At 62.5% G+C, this 20,065-nt stretch carries 20 protein-coding genes and 1 riboswitch; of the genes, 8 read left to right on the top strand and 12 right to left on the bottom strand.

All coding sequences use genetic code 11. The features are described from left to right. From NKI66_RS09020 to NKI66_RS09005, 4 genes are all read left to right on the top strand, one after another. Positions 1-963 (top strand): type II secretion system F family protein, encoded by a 963-nt coding sequence (locus tag NKI66_RS09020; protein WP_023810507.1) that lies wholly within the window; start codon positions 1-3, stop codon positions 961-963. A gap of 78 nt (positions 964-1,041) precedes the next feature. Further along, positions 1,042-1,866 carry a PA3715 family protein gene (locus NKI66_RS09015; RefSeq protein WP_023810508.1) on the top strand — a complete coding sequence of 275 codons (825 nt, stop codon included), beginning with the start codon at positions 1,042-1,044 and terminating at the stop codon, positions 1,864-1,866. Positions 1,867-2,026: 160 nt separating this feature from the next. Next, a complete protein-coding gene (locus NKI66_RS09010) occupies positions 2,027-2,497 on the top strand; it encodes a hypothetical protein (protein WP_023810509.1) in 471 nt (156 codons plus the stop codon). 165 nt (positions 2,498-2,662) lie between these two features. Further along, a complete protein-coding gene (locus tag NKI66_RS09005; RefSeq protein ID WP_023810510.1) occupies positions 2,663-3,838 on the top strand; it encodes a GGDEF domain-containing protein in 1,176 nt (391 codons plus the stop codon). Here the strand turns inward: NKI66_RS09005 and gcvP are convergent, their stop codons facing one another. The 3 genes from gcvP to gcvT are packed head-to-tail and all read right to left on the bottom strand — an operon-like array spanning position 3,839 to position 8,141. After that, positions 3,839-6,649: an aminomethyl-transferring glycine dehydrogenase gene (gene gcvP / locus NKI66_RS09000; protein WP_023810511.1), complete on the bottom strand. Its 2,811-nt coding sequence runs from the start codon at positions 6,647-6,649 to the stop codon at positions 3,839-3,841. Between the two features lie 17 nt (positions 6,650-6,666). Beyond that, positions 6,667-7,035 carry a glycine cleavage system protein GcvH gene (gene gcvH, locus NKI66_RS08995; RefSeq protein ID WP_023810512.1) on the bottom strand — a complete coding sequence of 123 codons (369 nt, stop codon included), beginning with the start codon at positions 7,033-7,035 and terminating at the stop codon, positions 6,667-6,669. A 5-nt stretch (positions 7,036-7,040) separates the two neighbouring features. Continuing rightward, positions 7,041-8,141, bottom strand: coding sequence for a glycine cleavage system aminomethyltransferase GcvT (gene gcvT, locus NKI66_RS08990; RefSeq protein ID WP_023810513.1), 1,101 nt, complete (start codon positions 8,139-8,141; stop codon positions 7,041-7,043). 149 nt (positions 8,142-8,290) lie between these two features. Beyond that, positions 8,291-8,377: riboswitch (glycine riboswitch) on the bottom strand. 243 nt (positions 8,378-8,620) lie between these two features. Between gcvT and NKI66_RS08985 the strand changes: the two genes are divergently transcribed. Further along, the gene (locus NKI66_RS08985) at positions 8,621-9,622 is read left to right on the top strand and encodes a hypothetical protein (RefSeq protein WP_023810514.1); all 1,002 of its coding nucleotides are present in this window, start codon (positions 8,621-8,623) and stop codon (positions 9,620-9,622) included. A 39-nt stretch (positions 9,623-9,661) separates the two neighbouring features. Here NKI66_RS08985 and NKI66_RS08980 read toward each other — a convergent pair whose 3' ends face one another. Both NKI66_RS08980 and NKI66_RS08975 read right to left on the bottom strand, forming a co-directional pair. Continuing rightward, complete coding sequence (locus NKI66_RS08980; RefSeq protein WP_023810515.1) at positions 9,662-10,390, bottom strand: GntR family transcriptional regulator; 729 nt, start codon at positions 10,388-10,390, stop codon at positions 9,662-9,664. Positions 10,391-10,398: 8 nt separating this feature from the next. Further along, a complete protein-coding gene (locus tag NKI66_RS08975) occupies positions 10,399-11,679 on the bottom strand; it encodes a D-amino acid dehydrogenase (RefSeq protein WP_352720224.1) in 1,281 nt (426 codons plus the stop codon). 220 nt (positions 11,680-11,899) lie between these two features. On the opposite strand from NKI66_RS08975, the gene NKI66_RS08970 reads away from it, so the two are divergent. Next, positions 11,900-12,697, top strand: a complete 798-nt coding sequence (locus NKI66_RS08970) for a maleate cis-trans isomerase family protein (protein ID WP_352751477.1) — start codon at positions 11,900-11,902, stop codon at positions 12,695-12,697. Between the two features lie 31 nt (positions 12,698-12,728). On the opposite strand, the gene NKI66_RS08965 is transcribed toward NKI66_RS08970, so the two are convergent. The 7 genes from NKI66_RS08965 to NKI66_RS08935 form a co-directional block, all read right to left on the bottom strand. Next, positions 12,729-13,520 carry a molybdopterin-binding protein gene (locus NKI66_RS08965; RefSeq protein ID WP_023810518.1) on the bottom strand — a complete coding sequence of 264 codons (792 nt, stop codon included), beginning with the start codon at positions 13,518-13,520 and terminating at the stop codon, positions 12,729-12,731. Between the two features lies 1 nt (position 13,521). Then, a complete protein-coding gene (locus tag NKI66_RS08960) occupies positions 13,522-14,403 on the bottom strand; it encodes a cytochrome b/b6 domain-containing protein (protein ID WP_023810519.1) in 882 nt (293 codons plus the stop codon). Positions 14,404-14,500: 97 nt separating this feature from the next. Continuing rightward, the gene (locus NKI66_RS08955; protein WP_023810520.1) at positions 14,501-15,178 is read right to left on the bottom strand and encodes a DUF1345 domain-containing protein; all 678 of its coding nucleotides are present in this window, start codon (positions 15,176-15,178) and stop codon (positions 14,501-14,503) included. A gap of 31 nt (positions 15,179-15,209) precedes the next feature. Further along, positions 15,210-15,680 carry a YaiI/YqxD family protein gene (locus NKI66_RS08950; protein ID WP_023810521.1) on the bottom strand — a complete coding sequence of 157 codons (471 nt, stop codon included), beginning with the start codon at positions 15,678-15,680 and terminating at the stop codon, positions 15,210-15,212. Beyond that, entirely contained in the window at positions 15,677-15,949 is a 273-nt protein-coding gene (locus NKI66_RS08945; RefSeq protein WP_128303376.1) for a hypothetical protein, read from the bottom strand. Before NKI66_RS08945 ends, NKI66_RS08950 begins: the two co-directional genes overlap by 4 nt. Before the next feature lie 62 nt (positions 15,950-16,011). Then, the gene (gfa, locus tag NKI66_RS08940) at positions 16,012-16,581 is read right to left on the bottom strand and encodes an S-(hydroxymethyl)glutathione synthase (RefSeq protein ID WP_023810523.1); all 570 of its coding nucleotides are present in this window, start codon (positions 16,579-16,581) and stop codon (positions 16,012-16,014) included. A 66-nt stretch (positions 16,582-16,647) separates the two neighbouring features. After that, entirely contained in the window at positions 16,648-17,775 is a 1,128-nt protein-coding gene (locus tag NKI66_RS08935) for an S-(hydroxymethyl)glutathione dehydrogenase/class III alcohol dehydrogenase (protein ID WP_352720220.1), read from the bottom strand. On the opposite strand from NKI66_RS08935, the gene NKI66_RS08930 reads away from it, so the two are divergent. Both NKI66_RS08930 and NKI66_RS08925 read left to right on the top strand, forming a co-directional pair. Beyond that, the gene (locus tag NKI66_RS08930; RefSeq protein WP_023810524.1) at positions 17,774-17,968 is read left to right on the top strand and encodes a hypothetical protein; all 195 of its coding nucleotides are present in this window, start codon (positions 17,774-17,776) and stop codon (positions 17,966-17,968) included. The genes NKI66_RS08935 and NKI66_RS08930 overlap by 2 nt on opposite strands. Before the next feature lie 8 nt (positions 17,969-17,976). Continuing rightward, on the top strand, positions 17,977-19,989 hold the full coding sequence (locus NKI66_RS08925) for an acetyl-CoA carboxylase biotin carboxylase subunit (protein ID WP_352720218.1): 2,013 nt from the start codon (positions 17,977-17,979) through the stop codon (positions 19,987-19,989). Positions 19,990-20,065: the final 76 nt, after the last annotated feature.

The following is a 20,065-nucleotide window of genomic DNA, read 5'->3' as shown; positions in this document are numbered from 1 at the left end:
ATGCAGGGCTTCATCGAATTCCTCGCCTCGCTTGCACCGATCTCGTTGATGCCGGTGGCCATCCTGCTGCTGGCGGCGGGTGCTGCCGCTGTTGCCTGGCCTGTTGTCATGGCGAAGGGCGACCGCAACGAGGTCATGCGCCGGCTCAGGGTCGACAACGGTCCCGTGGCCGCCAAACCAGAGCCGGTGCAGAAGAAGAATACCGGCGTCGTGCGCGAGAAGGCGGTGAAGCGGGCGCAAGAATTCTACGCCAGGAGCGATCCGGAAAATGTCGCCCGGCTGCGCATGAAGCTCATCCAGGCGGGCTACATGGAGCCGCGTGCTGTCGGCACGTTCTTCCTGATCCGGTTCAGCGCGATGATCGGCACGGCAATCGGTGTGTTTGTGCTCAACCGGTGGATGGCCAGCCCGGACGCGACGATGGCCAGTCGCTGGACATTCGTCATCCTGTCGGGAGCGGCCGGCTATTTCCTGCCCGGCCTGGTGTTGAGCCAGAAAGTGCGGGAGCGCAGGCGTGAGTACCGCAACGGCTTTCCCGATTTCATGGACCTGATGATTGTCTGCTCGGATGCCGGCATGAGCATGGAGGCGGGCATAGAGCGCGTCTCCAAGGAACTCGCCAAGACCTATCCCGCGCTCAGCCAGAACCTGCAGCTGGTGTCGCTGGAGCTGAGGGCCGGGCGCAGCCTCGACGATGCGCTGAAGGCGCTCGCCGACCGCCTCAGCCTGGACGAGGTGCGTTCCTTCGCCACATTGCTGCAGCAGTCCAAGGAACTCGGCACCAGCCTGTCGGGGGCGCTGCGCGTTTTCTCCGACGACATGCGCCATAAGCGTATGTCGTTGGCCGAGGAAAAGGCGCACGCTTTGCCGGCCAAGATGTCGGTGCCGGTTGTTGTGTGCATCCTGCCGGTGGTGCTGATGATCGCGGCCATTCCAGTCATCGTCAAAATGACGGCGCACTAGCGAGCGCTTCACAAAAGCCCTAGCAAGGGGCTGACAACCATTGTTCTGACCGAACCCGGCTTTGCAGGTGAGAAGTCCATGCTGCTGCGCACTCTCTTGCTCGGCCTTGCCGCGGCCAGCCTGTCGCCCGCCTGGGCCGTGGCCGACGATTGCGGCGATGCCGCCGCCTTGGTGCAGCAGGCCTATCCCAAAGCTCGAAAGAACGCCGACGGCACCTCGTTCACGCTCGAACCCCACACCAGCATCGCCCTGACATTCGCGTATGGCGATCCGCCGGGGCTGGTTTGCAAGATCTGGCCCGCCCATGACGACCTGCTGTTGGTCGCAGTGCCGCTGATGGAGGGGTCCCAACCCAGCGACTACGCGCATGCCGGCGATATCGAGCTTTTGATTGTCGACAGGAAGAGCCGGCAGGTGCGCCAGCGCTTGCTCCAGCCCGGGCTGATGAATGATGATGCCATCGCCATCCGCAAGGTCGAACTTGATACCGGCCGCTATGCGCTGGCGCCCGATGTTACTGCCTTTGGCCTGCGCATCGAAATGGCGAACAATTCGCTGCCTAATCCCTTCAGTGAAACCGACCTGCGGCTCTATGCCGTCGATGGCGATTCCCTGAGGATGGTGCTCGATGGCCTGGTCGTGGGCGGCAATGGCGGCGAGGGCGATACCAATTGCGCCGGATACTTTCATACTAGTCGGGTTAGCCTGGCGATGAGCCCGGCCAAACATCATGGCTACCACGACATAACGGTGGTCGAGCAAATGGATACTGACAATCCGTTGCCCGACAAGGATGGCGAGTGCCAGTCCCATCCCGGCAAGTCCGTGAGCCAAACCTACCGGCTGCGCTATGATGGCAGCCGGTATACGGCTCCTGCGGGGCTCAAAGCCCTGGAGCCGTGAGGACGCCGCTGGCTGCGACTGAAGCAGCGTGGCCTGGTGGTTAATGGCTGGTGTGCCCGAAACCAAATTTTGGTGACGTTTCGGCACCAAAGTTTAAGCGTCGCTGATATAATGTGTTTCCTGAAGAACGACCCGGCAAATCGGGCGATGAGGCAGGGGCATGCGTCACAGTAACTTCACGGCAATGGCCGCGATTTCGGCCGTCTTGATGATGTCTGGCTGTACAACGGGCGGCGTCGACACCACCAAGACCACCGCCATCCAACCGGCGGCAAAGGACATCGACACCTCCGATCTGGCGCAAGGCAAGGCGCAGTTTCGCGACGCCAATTACGGCCTCGCCGAAAAGCACTTCCGCAAGGCCGTCGAGTTGAAGGCCGACAATGCGGAGGCCTGGATGGGGCTCGCTGCTTCCTATGATGAACTCGGCCGCTTCGACTTCGCCGACCGTGCCTACGGCCAGCTTTTGAAAGTCGCCGGCCGCAAGCCGCAGATCGTCAACAACATGGGCTATTCGCAACTGCTGCGCGGCAATCGCAAGAAGGCCAAGGCGCTGCTGCTCGAAGCGAAGGCCGGCATGGCCGATCCCACCGTCGTCAACGCCAACCTCGCTCTCTTGAACAAGGGTTGACCTCGCGTCGTCCAAGGGTCCGGTTTCGGGACACATGGCATCGAACGTTTTGTAAACCCTATCCGTAGGTTGCATCGATAGATCGGCTGAAAACCCATATCTGAGGGCTGCCGCTGACCTTAGAGTGCAGCGCAACCGCCGACGCTCGAGAGGCCCTTGCCCGATATGCTGGACTTCAGTTCGCTCCTGCTCGCAGCTGCGCTGTCGGGCATCTGCCTCAGCGTCACCATGTTTGCGATCTGGTTCACCGCGCCCAAGGCAGGCTTCGTGCTGACGGTGGCGTGCGGCATTCTGGTGCTCGTCGCGCATGTGATCCTGTTCTGGCGATACACCAAGGATCCCGATCCGCTGCTCTGTCAGATCGTGCTTGCGCTGCTCAGCCTGGGGTTCCTGATCCTCTGCGTGTCGGCCATGCAATATCTGGGCGTGCCCGGCCACAGACGCGCCGTTGCACCGGCGCTTGCCGCCATGGCTGTCTGTGCGGCAGTGACCTTCCTGGGGCTTGACGGTGTCGGCTTCATCGTCACCTACGCCACGGTGACGGTGCTTCTGTCGGCGATCGGCGCCATGTTTTGGATCAATGGCAGTCACGATCGCCGGATCCTGCTGGTGGTTTCGTTTCTGAGCGGCACCTGCGCTGTGTCGTTTGCGCTTTGTGGCGTGGTTCTGCTGACCAAGGGGCAATGGACGCTCGCGGTCGCGCCCGACAACTGGGCCGAACGACTGAATTCCGTCGTGGCGGTGGCTTGCATGACCGGGCTCGGCGCATTGACGCTCTCCCTCCACCATCTGCAGGCGCAGATCGAGCTGAAGGCCGAGACCATGACCGACCCGCTGACGGGGTTGATGAACCGGCGGGCGTTGACGTCGCTCTACGGCGAGCGGAGTTTCGGTCCGTTCATGTCCGTCGTCATGTTCGACCTCGACCACTTCAAGCGGACGAACGATGTCTATGGCCATCCGGTCGGGGACCAGGTCTTGTGCCGCTTCGCCGCGGTCATCAAGAAATATGCCAGGACCGGCGTCGACGCTTTTCGCCTGGGCGGCGAGGAATTCGCCGTCGTCATGTCGCGAATGACGGAAGAGAAGGCCCATGATCTCGCCAGCAAGATCTGTGTGGCCTTCGGCACCGAGATCGTCGCCACCCAACTCGGCAAGTTGCGCAGCACGGTCAGCGGCGGCATCGGCTTTGGCGAGGCAAGCGGCAGCAGCCTCGATGAGGTGCTGACCGAGGCCGATGCGGCGCTCTATGCCGCCAAGCGCGCCGGGCGAAACTGCGTCATCAGCCGTAAAAGGACAGGCAAGGCCGAACCTATCAAGCCGGCCTTGCGCTCCGCGTAATTATTCCGCCGCACCCAGATAGTCCGACAGTGGCGGGCAGGAGCAGACCAGGTTGCGGTCGCCGGCGACATTGTCGATGCGTGACACCGGTGGCCAGTATTTGGCTGCCGTGTCGGCGTCGCCGGCGGGATAGGCCGCCTCCAGGCGCGAGTAGGGATGCGTCCACTGGCCGGCCAGCACCTCGGCGGCGGTGTGCGGCGCGTTGACCAGCGGATTGTCGGCCAAAGGCCATTCGCCCCTGGCGACTTTCGCTGCCTCGCCTGCGATGGCGATCATCGCCTCGCAGAAGCGGTCGAGTTCCCGCTTGGGCTCGGATTCGGTCGGCTCCACCATCAGCGTGCCGGCGACCGGGAAGGACATGGTCGGCGCGTGGAAGCCGTAGTCGATCAGCCGTTTGGCGACATCGTCGACACTGATGCCGGCGCTGTCCTTGAGCACGCGGGTGTCGAGGATGCATTCATGCGCGATGCGATCGTGCCTGCCCTTGTAGAGAAGCGGGAAATGCGGCGCGAGCCGTGTCGCCACGTAGTTGGCCGAGATGATGGCGGTCTCCGTCGCCTGCTTCAGTCCGGCGGCGCCCATCATGCGGATATACATCCAGGTGATCGGCAGGATCGAGGCACTGCCGAATGGTGCGGCCGACACGGCGTGCGCCGAACCTTCGGTGACATGTCCCGGCAGATAGGGCTGCAGATGCGCCTTTACGCCGATCGGGCCGATGCCCGGGCCACCGCCGCCATGCGGAATGCAGAAGGTCTTGTGCAGGTTCATATGACAGACATCGGCGCCGATATCGGCGGGCCGCGCCAAGGCGACCAGCGCGTTGAGATTGGCGCCATCGAAATAGACCTGGCCGCCATGCTCGTGGATAAGGGCGCAGAGGTGGCGTGCACCTTCCTCGTAGACGCCATGCGTCGAGGGGTAGGTGAACATCAGTGCCGCGAGATTCTTGGAATGCTCGTTGGCCTTGGCTCTCATGTCGTCCATGTCGATATTGCCGTCCTCCAGGCAGCGCACAACGACAACGCTCATCCCGGCCATCGCAGCACTTGCCGGATTGGTGCCATGAGCGGAGGAGGGGATCAGGCAGACGGTGCGATGACCTTCGCCGCGTGAGCGATGATAGGCGCGGATTGCAAGCAGGCCGGCATACTCGCCCTGGCTGCCGGCATTGGGCTGCAGGCTGACGGCGTCGAAGCCGGTGATCTCCGACAGCCATCCTTCCAGTTCGCCGATCATGGCGCGATAGCCGGCCGAATGGCTTGCCGGCGCGAAGGGATGCAAATTGGCGATTTCAGGCCAGCTTACCGGCATCATTTCCGCCGCCGCGTTGAGCTTCATGGTGCAGGATCCCAGCGGGATCATGCTGCGGTCGAGCGCCAGATCCTTGTCGGCCAGCCGGCGCAGCAAGCGCATCATGTCGGTTTCCGACTTGTTCTCATGGAACACAGGCTGGGTCAGGAACTCCTTGCCGCGCGGCTTGCCAGGTACGGTGCTGTCGGCCGACGGAGAGGCCTTGGCGCCGAACAGGGCGGCGATCGCATCGAGATCGGCATCGGTCGAGGTCTCATCGAAGCTGATGCCGACATGGTCGGCATCGATGACGCGCAGCAGCCGGCCGGTCTTTTCAGCCGCAGTGGCGATCTGCGCCGCCTTGCCCTTGGTCTCCACCGTCACCGTGTCGAAACGGCTGGCGCCGATCACCGACACGCCTGCCGCTTCGAGGCCGCTTGCCAGACGATTGGCCAGCGTGTGGATGCGCCCGGCAATCGCCTGCAGCCCGGCGGGGCCGTGCCAGATCGCATAAGCCGTCGCCATGTTGGCAAGCAGCGCCTGTGCGGTGCAGATGTTGGAGGTCGCCTTGTCGCGGCGGATATGCTGTTCGCGTGTCTGTAAGGCAAGCCGGTAGCCGGGCCGGCCTTTGCTATCGGTGGATTGGCCGACCAGGCGGCCAGGCATCAGCCGCGTCAACTTGTCGGAGACGGCGCAATAGGCGGCGTGCGGCCCGCCAAAGCCCATCGGCACGCCAAAACGCTGCATCGGGCCGACGGCAATGTCGGCGCCAAGCTTGGCCGGCGCATCGGTCAGCGCCAGGCCGAGCGGATCGGCAATGAAGACGACGATGGCGCCGGTCGCACGCGCCTTGTCGATCGCCGCCTTGTGGTCGCCATAGACGCCAAACGTATCCGGCCAGGAGACGAGCAAAGCGGCGGTGTTGTCGTCGATCGTCTCGCCATCGATCTCGATGCCGAGCGGCTCGGCGCGGGTGCGCACCACGTCCAGCGTCTGCGGATGCGGCGTGCCGGCAAATGCGATCTTGGTGCGCTTGTCGCGGTGGTGGCGCAAGGCGATGCCGACGGCTTCGGCCACGGCGGTTGCTTCATCCAGCAGCGAGGCCGAGGCCACCGGCAGGCCGGTCAATTCGGTGACCAGCGTCTGGAAATTGAACAGCATTTCGAGCCGGCCCTGGCTGATCTCGGCCTGATAGGGCGTGTAGGCGGTGTACCAGGCCGGGTTCTCGAACAAATTGCGCTGGATGACCGGCGGCACATGGACGCCGTGATAGCCGGCGCCGATGAAGCTCTTCAGCACCGTATTCTTGGCCATGATCGCCGACAATTCGGCCAGCGCTTCCGCTTCGCTGGCCGGTGCGGGCAGGGTCAGCGGCAAGTCGAGGCGGATCGACTGCGGCACGGCCTGGCTGATCAGCGTCTCGACGGACGGAACGCCGATCACGGCAAGCATGGCTCTGACATCGTTGACGCTCGGACCGATATGGCGAGCCGAGAAGGGAGTGAGTGCTGCGGTCATGTCAATACGTCCTGATATCAACCGATATGGGCTTTGTAGGCGGCCTCATCCATGAGACCGGCGAGCTGGCTTTCGTCGGCAAGCTTCATCTTCCACAGCCAGCCGGCCCCTGTTGCGGCCGAGTTGACCAGTGACGGATCCGACGACAGCGTGCCGTTGGCCTCGGTGATCTCGCCATCGACCGGTGCATAGACATCGGATGCCGCCTTGACGGATTCGACCACGACGGCGGTGTCCCCCTTGGTCAATTTCTTTCCGGTCTCCGGCAGTTCGACGAAGACGAGGTCGCCGAGCTGCTCCTGCGCGTAATCGGTGATGCCGACCGTGGCGACGCCGCCCTCGACGCGGAGCCACTCGTGATCTGATGTGAAATAGGTCGTTGCCATTGAGGTCATCCTTTGCGGTAGCGATGCGGTGTGAAGGGCAGGGAACTGATATCGACTGGGATTTTCATGCCGCGCACGTCGGCGAAGACCCGCGTTCCCGGCTTTGCCAGAGGTGTCGAGACATAGCCCATGGCGACCGGATGGCCGGCCGAGGGGCCGAAGCCGCCCGATGTGACCTGGCCGGCCGGATTGCCGTCGGCGTCGAAGAGCGCGGCACCGCCACGCACCGGCCGGCGACCTTCCGGCTTAAGCCCGACCCGCTTTTGCGCGGGGCCTCGTTCCACGGCGGCGCGGAGCGCATCGGCGCCGATGAAAGCGCCGGAAGCGCGGATGTCCTTTGGAATTGCCCACATCAACGCAGCGCTGGCCGGATCGGTCTCCGGCGTGATGTCCTGGCCATGCAGGCACAGCCCTGCCTCCAGCCGCAGACTGTCGCGGGCGGCCAGGCCGATCCACAGCACGCGTTCATCGCCGAGCAGCTTCGCGACGAGGTCGCGCGCATCGGCTTCCGACAGGCCGATCTCGAAACCGTCCTCGCCGGTATAGCCCGACCGGCTCATGAACCAGTTCTTGCGCGGTTCGACACCATGCATGAACAGCAGCGAGCCGGTCTCGATGCCGGCGCGCGAAAGGGCGGCCCAGGCTTCAGGACCCTGGATGGCCAGGAAGACGCGGTCGAGCGGCTCGACCCTGGCGTCGAAATCCGCGGCAAGTGCACGCAAATGCTTTTCGTCGGCGACGGCGTTGCCTGCGTTGGCGACCACCATGAACCTGCTATCGCCAAGTCTGGTGACGATCAGGTCGTCCAGAATGCCGCCTGCCTCGTTGAGGAAAAATGACAGTTTGGACTGTGAGATTTGGAGTGCGCCTGCATCCAAGGGGCAAGCGCGGTTGAGCAGCGCAACCGCCTCCGGCCCGCTGACTTCGAACAGCTTCATATGCGAGATGTCGAACAGGCCGGCCTGTTCGCGGGTGTGAAGATGTTCCTTCATGACGCCCGCCGGATAGGTCAGCGGCATCGACCAGCCGGCAAAAGCGCCAAAACGCGCACCGGCGGCCACATGGATGTCTTCGAGGGGTAGGTGTCTTGTATCGTCGCCCGTCATGTCGTCTCCAGAGTCGCACGCAATCGGCCGCGAATGGCGACCAGTCCGTGCCCCTCTGTCTGAAGCCTGAGAGACTCGCGCAGCCGGAGCTCTGTCAGCGGCGCTTACACCTTCGGCGCGGGGGCAAGCCCCGACTTTCCAGAGTGTCTTTCCCGTCTACGGTTCTTTTGCCTGAGAGATTTCGGGCGATTTCCCCTTCGGCGACAGCTCTCGCTGTTCTCTCCCGCAAACAGGTAGGACTCAGACCCTGAGTCCTCGACGCGCCATCCATAGCTCGCGCGCGACGGCTTGTCACCTGTCAGCGACATCTAAAGCGCGTGCATGCCATTCTTCAAAACCGCGGCACGTTTTTGGGCGACATGCGTTGGCCGACAAGTCTTCGCTAACCACGCCGTTTGCCGGTTTTTCAAGACACTGCTGATATGTTGGCTTGTATGACGCTTGGGGCCGGCGCTTGGCGACGGCGGACGGGGACGACAATGGGCGAATTGATCATGAGCGCGCCGGTGGCCGGGCTGACCTCGAAAAGCCGCATCGCCGCGGAGGACGTGGCGATGTTGCGCCATGAAGTGTTCGGCGATGGCGTCGTGACGCGCGGCGAGGCCGAGGCGCTGTTCGCGCTCGATGCAACGGCGAAGGACAAATGCCAGGAATGGCCGCCCTTCTTCGTCGAGGCGGTTACCGACTATATCGTCCACCAGGAAAAGCCGTCGGGCTATATCTCGCAAGACAATGCCGACTGGCTGATCCGCACGATCTCGCGCGATGGTATGGTCGACAGCCGGACCGAGCTCGAATTGCTGGTGCACGTGCTGGAACAGGCGAAATCGTCGCCGAGCCAGCTTTGCGTCTATGCGCTGGAGCAGGTGGCGCATGCCGTCATTGACGGCAAGGGGCCGCTGATGCTCGGCGGCGCGCTGGCTCCCGGCCTCATCGCACAGGCGGAGGTCGAGCTGCTGCGCCGGATCCTCCGTGCCCATGGCGGCGACGGCAACATCGCCATCACGCGCGCCGAGGCCGAGGTGCTGTTCAAGATCAACGAGTGCACTGCTCAAGGGCACAACGATCCGTCCTGGAACGAGCTGTTCGTCAAGGCGATCGCCAATTTCGTCATGTGCTCGGCCGGCTACGAAGCACCGACGCGCGATGTGGCGCTGCGCCGCGATGCCTTCCTCGAACATGCCGATCCGGAAATCGGCGGCTTCTTCAGCCGCATGATCTCTGGCGGCCTTGCCGGCATCATGGAAGCCTATCGGTCTCCAGGCGACATCGAGGCCGAGTGGGAAGCCAGGAACAGGGCGGCCGAGGCCCTGGCCCGCCGCGCCGAGACGATCGATGCCGGCGAAGCCGGCTGGCTGATCGAACATATCGGCGTCGACAGGCCTCTTTACGAGAACGAACGCGCGCTGTTGACCCTGATCAAGCACGCCTCACCGGAAATCCATCCGGCGCTGAGGCCGCTGCTCGACAAGGTTGCCTGAGCGGTAGGGGTTGCCTCGGTCAAAGCCGGGGTTGCCCGATTAGATCTGGTCGACGTCGATGTATATCCTTGCCAAGCCTTCCCTGACGGTCGACATGGCATCGGCGACGCTGATGGCGATGTGGTCGTGCATGAGCCTTGCGGCCCTGTCGGCATCGCGGGCTACCATGGCTCGGGCGATTTCGCTGTGTTCGGTGTAGGTCGTCGACAATCGCCGGTGCTTCTCCACTTCGATCGTGCGAACGAAATGGATGCGCGTGTTGATGCCTTCGAGCATGCGCGCCAGTTCGGGATTACCTGACAGCCTGGCGATGCGGATGTGAAATTCCTCGTCCCTGGCGGTCAGTTCGGCGCTGGAAAATGAGTCGGCGCGCGCCATGGTGAGCGTCCACCAGTCGACGAGCGCGGCAAGCTCCTCATCTGTCGCGCGCTGGATCGCCAGCCTGACGGAGCGCTCCTCGAGCACCGCCCGCACGTCGGAAAGATTGACGATCTCGTCTACATCGAAGCCCCGGCAAAAGAAGCCGCGATTGGTCTGGAAAGTGATGAGTTCTTCTGTGACCAACCGCTGGAGCGCCTCCCGGATCGGGCTGCGGCTGACATTCAGCCTGGCGGCAAGCGCCACTTCGTTGATGCGCTCGTTCGGCTTGAAGCGATAGTCCATCGCCATGCGACGGATTTCTTCATAGACACGCGGGCCGGTCTTGATCGGCTTGGATGGCAGGGCCGCGCTGTTGCCCTGGTTGGTTTGCCTGGTGGGTCGGAGCATGGCGTCGGTCAAGCCTTTGCGGCGCTTGGTTCGGCGAACCGCGCCCGTGTGGGAAGGATGTCATCGAGGGCGATTGGTGCCGCCCGGCCGGCGATCAGATCGGCGACGATGCGGGCCGATCCATGTGCCATGGTCCACCCGATATGACCGTGGCCGGTGTTCAGCCAGAGATTTTTGATGTTGCGCAGGCCGAGGATCGGCAGGTTGTCGGGCGTCATGGGCCTCAGGCAGGCCCGCATCTCGGCGCGATCATAGGCGATGCCGCGCGGGAACAAGTCCTGCGTGACGCGCTTCATGAAGGCGAAATCCGAAGGCTTGTGGCTGCGATCATAGCCTGCGAATTCCGCGGTGGCGGTCACGCGGATGCGATCGCCCATCGGCGTGATGGCGACGAGGTTGTGCTCATCGATGACAGGGAGTTTTGGAGCCAGCGCCCGATCGACGATGGGAATGGTCATGGAATATCCCTTGACCGGATAGATCGGCAGACCAAGGCCGATCTTGCGGGCGAGGACGGGGCTCTCGGCGCCGAGACTCAGAACGTAGGTGTCGGCCAGAAACTCTCCCTTGTCGGTGACGACCTTGGTGATCGTTTCCTTTCTGCGTTCGATCCCCACGATCCTGGTCCCTGTCAGGATCTTGCCGCCCCTATTTTCGACGATGGCCGCCAGCGCGCGCGTGAACTTGGCGGCGTCGCCGGTTTCGTCGGTCGGACACAATACGCCGCCGGCAATGTTGTCGCGCGACGAAGCCAGCGCCGGCTCGCGGTCAACGATTTCCTGCGCGTCTACGATGCGGATCTCCTGGCCGTCGGCTTCCAGCAGGCGCATGTTGGCGACGCCCTTGTCGAGCGCCTGATGGCTGCGGTGGAAATAAAGAATGCCGTCCGACGTCCTGTCGTACGGGATCGCCTCTTCCCTGACGACCGCCTGCAGGACCGATTGGGAATGGACCGCAAGCCGATGTTTGAGCAGAGTGTTGCGACGTGCTTTGGCGGCCGTGCATTGCATGAGGAAGCGCAACGACCAGCTGTAGAGATGCGGGTCGGTGGAGAGCTTGAAACGAAGCGCCTGGTCTTTCAGGAACAGTGACTTCAGCAGGGTTTTTGGCGCGGCCGGCGATGACCAGACGAAGGAATGGCCGGGCGCGATCATGCCGGCATTTGCCCAGCTTGCCCCTTCGGCCACCTGTGATGCCTGCTCGAGAACGGTGACCGTGTGGCCGTCCTTCTGCAACTGATAGGCCGTGGTGATCCCGACAACGCCGCCGCCCAAGATCAATACGCGCATCGCTGTCCCGAATGGTTGTCGTTTCTATTGTCGACAATTCAATAGGAAGACGCTGGTCATTGTCAACGGCGCGTGGGTCGACGATCGATTCACCGTTCAGACAGGGCGAACCCCGGCATTTCTCGGTTCCCAAAATTCGAACGGAGCTCTTGACACGTTTGGCAAAGTTGTCGTTTCTATTGTCGACAATTCTGATTGGCATCAGGAAGGGGACTGTGCCATGGACGCCCCGCTTAGCCGCGCCGACGACACGCTTGTCCTCGACAAGGAACACATTCCCTTCACGACCGACGACGGCATCGGCACCCGCGCCAATCTCGGCCTGCTCGTCCTTCGGACCGACCAGACCATCGAGGATGAATTCCGCTATGCGCTGCCCGCGCGCGCCATCGCGCTGTACGAGGCGCGGCTCTACAGCGATGTCGAGATCACGCCTGAAAACCTGATGAAGATGTCGGCCGTCATCCCGGGAACGGTCGGGCTCTTGCCGGACGTCAAGTTCGATGTGATCGGCTTTGCCTGCACTTCGGGAGCGCTGGTTATCGGCGAGGACAAGGTCGCCGAACGCGTTCACGAGGTGCTGCCGGGCGTGCAAGTGACCAACCCGGTGACGGCGGCGCGGGCGGCGCTGAAGGCCCTGGGCGTTTCGCGGATCGCGTTGCTCACCCCTTATTTGGCAAAAATCAATCATTCCCTGCGGGCATCGCTGATGGCGCGGTGGATGGATATTCCGGTCATGGGCTCCTTCAACGAGGCGGACGACAATGTCGTTGCACGCATCACGCCGGCGTCGGTCAAGCAGGCCATCTTGGAAATCGGTGCGTCGAGCGACTGTGAGGCGGTGTTCGTTTCCTGCACCAGCATGCGCGTTGCCCGCATCATCGAGGAGGTCGAGAAGGAACTGGGGAAACCGGTAACCTCGAGCAATCACGCCCTTGCCTGGCACATGCTGCGGCTCGGCGGCATTGGTGAGCAGATTGCCGAAAAGGGCGAACTGTTTCGCCGCTCGCTAGGCTAGCATCTTCAGAGCCGGATTTGCGGTGTGCAGCTCAGATCCCGCCGTACCAGTCGTAGCCATTGTCTTCCCAATAGCCGCCGCGACCGCCGCCGACTGTGGCGAAGCCATCGACCAACTCGATCTTGTAGAGATATTTCGGCATCTTGTAGCCGAGCTGGCGCTCGACGCGAACCCGCAGCGGCGCGCCGTTCTCGACCGGCAGCGGCTTGCCGTTCAGGCCATAGGCGAGGATCGTCTGCGGGTGACGGGCATCGATCAGGTCGATGCTGCCGTAATATTTGATGTCGCCCGACAGGCTGCGGTCGATCGTGTCGAGGCAATGGAACATGACATAGCGCGCCTGTGGTTTGACCACCGCCTGGTCCAGCACCAGCGACAGCGGGGTGCCGGTCCATTTGGCTATGCAGCTCCAGCCTTCGACGCAGTCATGGCGGGTGATCTGGGTGCGGCTCGGCATGTTCTGAAGCTGCTCGCGGCTGAGCGACAGCGGCTTTTCGACGAGACCCGTCACTTCCAGACGCCAGTCGGCGAAATTGTTGGCGAGCAGGCCTTTGTAAACATCGTCATCGGGAGCGGTGACACCGTTCGGCCGCTGCGGCTGGCGTATGTCGGCCTCGGTGAATTCCGGCGCCAGCGCGTCACGTCCGGCAAGCAGGCGCTGTGCCCGGTATGTCAGGTCATTGGCGTTTTCGAGAAAACTGCGCAGGCCGCTGCCAACACCTAGCTGACTGTCGAAGGCGTCGCAGCCCGACAGCATGATGCCGGAGACGCCAAGGCTGGCACCGGTCAGGAATTTGCGGCGGCTGATCTGGAATTTTGCCATGTCAGGCATTCCTCTCGACGGGTTTGTCGTCCTGTGCGGGAGGATCGGTGCGATACCAGCCGGTGATGATCGAGCGCAGTTCGTTGATCGGGCCGGCGGCCAGGATCATCAGGATATGGACGACGAAGAAGGCGACCAGCAGCACCATGACGGTGAAATGGATGGTGCGTGCCGTCTGCCGGCCACCGAGCAGATCGTTGAGGAACGGCAGCACCGAATTCATGCTCGGCGACATCGCCAGGCCGGTGATGATCATCAGCGGCAACAGCACGAACAGCACGCCGCTATAGGCCATCTTCTGCAGCGTGTTGTATTCGCGCGCGTGGTGGAATTTGAGCTTGGCATGGTCGACGATGTCTTGCGGCAATCGCTTCAAATCGTCGAGGCGTGGCGCGAGATCGCGCCGCAGATGGCCGTTCACGATGCTGGCGACAAACCAGACGATCAACGTCGTGGTCAGTATCCAGGCAAAGAAGAAATGGATGACGCGCGCGGTGCCGAGATCATAGTAGGACGGGATGGTCGCCCAGGATGGAAAGGCGCGGGATGTCTCCTGGCCGGCCGGACCCGACCAGCCGAGCACGCCAGTCGTGTCGAAGCGCTTGCCGAAGATTTCCGTGTAGCCGCGCGGACCCGCGTCGGAATTCTCAGCGCCGATGGCGAAGATGGTGTTGTTGTAGTCAAAGCCCGATTCTTTGCCGATATAGAGCTGCGGACGGGCATTGAAGATCTGCAGGCCTGACAGCAGCATGAAGAACAAGGAGATGGCCCAGAGCCAATGCGTCAACCGCGTCCAGCGAGACTGCCGGTAGATCAGCGTTTTGTCGTTCGACGCAGAAGCGCCTGGATCGGCGGCGGATTGGCTTCTGGCAACGGATTCCATCGTCTTTCGTCTCCCGGCCTCGCGGCATGGCCTGCGCGTTCATTGTCCTCCTGATACGTCGCGATCCAAACCGATGTTTCATCCGATCACGGATTTATTACGGACCGCCCAGGCTGACGGCGAGATTGACGGCAGCGGCGACGATGACCGTGTTGAAGAAAAACGACAGGATGGAATGGACAAGCACGACACGACGCATATGCGTTGTCGAGATGTTGGTATCGGCAGTCTGTGCGGTCATGCCGATCACCGTCGAGAAGTACAGGAAATCCCAGCCCTCCGGCCGTTTGTCGCCCGGAAACAGCAGTCCGCCGACCGGGATTTTCTTCCTGGTCTCGGCATCCACCGCATCGCCGTCCATCCAGTAGACATGGGCATAATGGAGCGCTGCCATGGCATGGATGGTGAACCAGCCGAGCGGGATCGACAGCAGCGCGAAGGTGAGCTCGACGGGATGGCTTCTGTCCTTCTGATTGATCAGCAGGAACAATGAGATAACGGCAACGCCGACGACGACAAGCGTCACGGCGAAGATGACCAGCACAGGCTGGTCCGTGGCACGCGCATTCCTGCTCAGATACCTGCCGGTGAACTTCGGCATCTGGGCGACGACGAGAATGACATAGGCGGCAAAGAACGCGTTGGCGCCGATCGAATAGGCAAGCGGGGCGTGCAGCAGCAACGCCACGAGAAGCGCAAAAACGCCAACGCAGGCCGACACAGCGAACAGCATGTGGCGCTGAATGGGAGACTTCACCGGGGTTTCGGCAGCCATGTCGGTTCCAACCTTGGATGGCGCTCGGTTTCTAGTCTGGTGTGGCGGATTTGAGCGCCCGCCGCAAGATGCGGTCGAGTTCGCCCAGAAACCGCGACCGGTCTTGTGGCGCGAAGCTGGCATTGTAGCCCTTGCTTTCGCCGGTCTCGCGCAGATGCTGCTTCAGGTCACGCATCGCCATCGCCATGCCGATCGTTTCCGGAGTGAAGGGGCGCCCCGTTGGCCCAAGCACATGGGCGCCGAGCGCCACCGCGCGGGCGGCCAGCGGAATGTCCGCGGTGATCACAATGTCGTTGGTGCGTGCATTGTCGACGATCCAGTCGTCGGCGGCATCAGCGCCCTTGGAGACCACGACATTGCGGATCATCGGATCGCGCGATGGCCGCAGGCCGCCATTGGAGACGTAGGTGACAACGACGCCATGCCGGTCGGCCACTTTTTCGACCTCGGCCTTGACCGGGCAGGCGTCTGCATCGACGAGAATGGCGGGGAGTTCGCTCATGCTTGGGTGGTGCCGTCTTCGACCACGATCTCGGCTTCCTTGTCGACCATATGTTCGCGCATCAGCATTTCGGCTTCTTTCACCGCTCTCTTCACATACGGGCCTCGGGCGCTGAATGTGATCTCGTCAATGCATCTATCGATTTCGCCGAGGTCGATGCTGACGCGTTTGTTGTCGCGAAATGTTCGCCAGAGGTCTTCGCCGAAATTGCGAATGCGGTGGATACCTGACGCTTGCCCGTCGCGAAATTTGATGCGGATTATGACCATGCCTTTGCAAGCTTTCGAACGGCTGGTGCGGGCCGGACCAGGAAGGTCCAGCCCGCAATCGTTCAGGCCGGCAGCGCTCCGGACTTCTTCGCCGTCCAGGTGGCGATGTAATCCATCAGGCCGGGGTTGAGGCAGTCATAGGGCTCCAGCCCGATTGTCTTCAGCTGCGAACGGATGCCGTCCATCCCCTTCGGATCGACACCGGACTCGATGATCGATGAGACAAAGGCGGTAAAGCCCGGCGGCGACCAACCGTCCTCTTCGAAGCGTTCGGGATGGATGAAGGACAGGCCCTTGAACGGATGGTCGCGCTCGACCGGCCCGTGCATGTGGACACCGCAGCCGGTGCAGGCATGGCGCTGGATCAGCGCTGAGGGGTCGACCACCTTCAGCTTGTCGCCGTTTTCGGTGACGGTGACGTCGCCGGTGCCGGCCACGGCAACGACTGAGAACACCGCGCCTTCCGGCTTCCAGCATTTGGTGCAGCCGCAGGCGTGATTGTGGGCGATCTGGCCTTTGACCTTCACCTTCACCGGCTTGCTGGTGCAGGCGCAGACCAGCGTGCCGCCGGCAAAGCTTGCGCTTTCCTTCGGCAAGCCATTGTCGATTTTCGGATGCAGTTTCTCCGCCATTCTTTTCTCCTCCCAGTTGTGAACCACAGGGGTCGCTGGCCGTTGGTCGGCGGTTTGTGGTCTTCCTCAGTAAACGACGACGCTTCTGATCGATTTGCCCTCATGCATCAGGTCGAACCCCTTGTTGATGTCCTCGAGCTTCAGCGTGTGGGTGATCATCGGATCGATCTGGATCTTGCCGTCCATGTACCAGTCGACGATCTTGGGCACGTCGGTGCGGCCGCGCGCGCCGCCGAAGGCGGTTCCCATCCAGGTGCGGCCGGTGACCAGTTGGAACGGCCTTGTCGAAATCTCCTGTCCGGCGCCGGCGACGCCGATGACGACCGACTTGCCCCAGCCGCGATGCGAGGCTTCCAGCGCCTGGCGCATCACCTTGGTGCTGCCGGTGCAGTCGAATGTGTAGTCGGCGCCGCCGATCTGGTCGGCGCCACGCTTGGTCATGTTGACGAGGTGGGGCACGACATCGCCGTCGATCTCCTTCGGATTGACGAAATGCGTCATGCCGAACCGCTCGCCCCACTCCTTCTTGTCGTTGTTCAAATCGACGCCGATGATCATGTCGGCGCCGGCAAGTTTCAGGCCCTGGATCACGTTGAGGCCGATGCCGCCGAGGCCGAAGACGACGGCGGTGGCGCCGATCTCGACCTTGGCGGTGTTGATCACAGCGCCGATGCCGGTGGTGACGCCGCAGCCGATGTAGCAGATCTTGTCGAAGGGGGCGTCGGGGTTGACCTTGGCCAGCGCGATCTCGGGCAGCACGGTGAAATTGGAGAAAGTCGAGCAGCCCATATAGTGAAAGACCTTGTCCTTGCCGATCGAGAAGCGCGATGAACCATCGGGCATCAGGCCCTGGCCCTGGGTGGCGCGGATGGCCGTGCACAGATTGGTCTTTCGCGACAGGCAGGAATGGCACTGGCGACATTCGGGCGTATAGAGCGGGATGACGTGGTCGCCCTTCTTGAGCGAGGTGACGCCCTTGCCGATATCGACGACGACGCCGGCGCCCTCATGGCCGAGGATGGCTGGAAACAGGCCTTCCGGATCGGCGCCAGACAGCGTGAATTCGTCGGTGTGGCAAATGCCGGTCGCCTTGATCTCGACCAGCACCTCGCCCTCGCGTGGGCCGTCGAGATCGACCTCCATGATCTCCAGCGGCTTTCCGGCGGCGACAGCGACAGCGGCGCGGGTTTTCATGGGGCAGTTCCTCCAATGCGAATTTTTTTCCAAGGTTTCAGGTTTTATCGACACGATCAACCGGAACCTGGTGCCAGGACTGGTCCACAGCGGTGAATTGGAATCGCAGATCGATTGGAAGGCAGTGAATTGCATGGTCGGCTTGACCCTGCAAGCACAGGCCATAAAAGGAACGGCCGACCCGAGGGGATGACATTTCGCATGTTCACGAAAATCCTGATCGCCAATCGCGGCGAAATTGCCTGCCGCGTCATCAAGACGGCGCGCAAGATGGGTATCGCCACGGTTGCCGTCTATTCCGATGCCGATCGCGATGCCGTGCATGTCGAGATGGCCGACGAGGCGGTGCATATCGGGCCTTCGCCAGCCGCGCTGAGCTATCTCGTCCCGGAAAAGATCATCGCCGCCTGCAAGGAAACGGGAGCCCAGGCCGTGCATCCCGGCTACGGATTCCTGTCCGAGCGGGCGGCTTTCTGCGAAGCGCTGGAAGCGGAAGGCATCATTTTCATCGGCCCGAAGCCCAAGGCGATCAAGGCGATGGGCGATAAGATCGAATCGAAGAAGTTCGCCAACGCCGCCAAGGTTTCCACCGTGCCCGGCTGGCTCGGCGTCATCGAGAATGCCGACCATGCCGAAAAGATCGCCGGCGAGATCGGTTATCCCGTGATGATCAAGGCTTCGGCCGGCGGCGGCGGCAAGGGCATGCGCATCGCCTGGAGCGAGGCCGAAGTGCGCGACGGCTTCGACCGCGCGCGCTCGGAAGCCAAGAGCTCGTTCGGCGACGATCGTCTCTTCATCGAGAAATTCATCGTCGATCCGCGCCATATCGAAATCCAGGTGCTGGCCGACGCGCATGGCAACGCGCTCTATCTCGGCGAGCGCGAATGCTCGATCCAGCGACGCAACCAGAAGGTCGCCGAAGAGGCGCCGTCGCCCTTCCTGGACGCCGCGACACGCAAGGCCATGGGCGAGCAGTCGGTGGCGCTGGCCAAGGCCGTCGATTACCAGAGCGCCGGCACGGTCGAATTCATCGTCGACAAGGACAAGAACTTCTATTTCCTTGAAATGAATACACGATTGCAGGTCGAGCATCCGGTGACGGAGCTCGTCACCGGCATCGATCTGGTCGAGCAGATGATCCGCGTCGCCGCCGGCGAAAAGCTTGGCCTGAAGCAAAGCGACATCAAGCTGAACGGCTGGGCGGTGGAAAGCCGGCTCTATGCCGAAGACCCTTACCGCAACTTCCTGCCTTCGATCGGCCGACTGACGCGCTACCGGCCGCCTGAGGAAGGACAATTCGGCGATGTCGTCATCCGCAACGACACCGGCGTCACCGAAGGCTCCGAAATCTCGATGTTCTACGATCCGATGCTCGCCAAGCTGTGCACCTGGGCGCCGACGCGTCTGGAGGCCATCGATGCCATGTCGGAAGCGCTCGACAGCTTCGTCGTCGACGGTATCGAGCACAACATTCCGTTCCTGGCCGCCTTGATGCAGCATCCGCGTTGGCGGGAAGGGCGGATATCGACCGCTTTTATATCGGAGGAATATCCCGACGGCTTCGCGCCGGTCGTACCGAACGACGATGAGAAGGCCGTGCTGGCGTCGATCGCGACCGCGGTGGAACTGCTGCGCCGTGACCGGCTCGACCGGCTGGGCGGGCGGCTGGCGCCGCATTCGGGAGCTCTGAAGCGCGACTGGGTGGTAAAGATCGGCGATGACTATCTGTCGGCGTCGATTATCGAGGGCATGATTTCCATTCCGATGGAAATCGATCTGTCGATCGAGGGCGGCAGGGCGTTGACCGTTGCATCAGACTGGCGGCCGGGCGATCTGATCTGGCGCGGCACGGTAGGCAAGCGCAAGGTTACGGCCCAGGTCAGGCCGGTTGCCAACGGCTTTCGCATAGCCTGGAAAGGCATGTCGGTGACCGCGCGCGCCATGCTGCCGCGCACCGCCGAGCTGGAAAGGCTGATGCCCGAAAAGGTGGCGCCGGACACGTCGAACCTGCTGCTTTGCCCGATGCCTGGCCTTGTCGTGTCAATTGCCGTTGCCGAAGGCCAGGAGGTCAAGGCCGGCGAGACATTGGCGGTGGTCGAAGCGATGAAGATGGAAAACGTGCTGCGTGCTGAACGCGACCTTGTCGTCTCCAAACTCAACGCCAAGCCAGGCGACAGCTTGGCCGTGGATGCGGTGATCATGGAGTTTGCGTAAGGCTGGCCGGGCCGGCAGCCTGTGATCAGCAGCGGTTTGTGCTGGACTGGCATCGCGCGGTCCCGGACAATACATC

Origin of the sequence: Mesorhizobium sp. M0518, assembly GCF_040321125.1 — a bacterium.
In the GTDB taxonomy this organism is placed as follows: domain Bacteria; phylum Pseudomonadota; class Alphaproteobacteria; order Rhizobiales; family Rhizobiaceae; genus Mesorhizobium.
The sequence above is the reverse complement of the archived record's forward strand: the minus strand, read 5'-3'. Positions and strand labels throughout refer to the sequence as shown.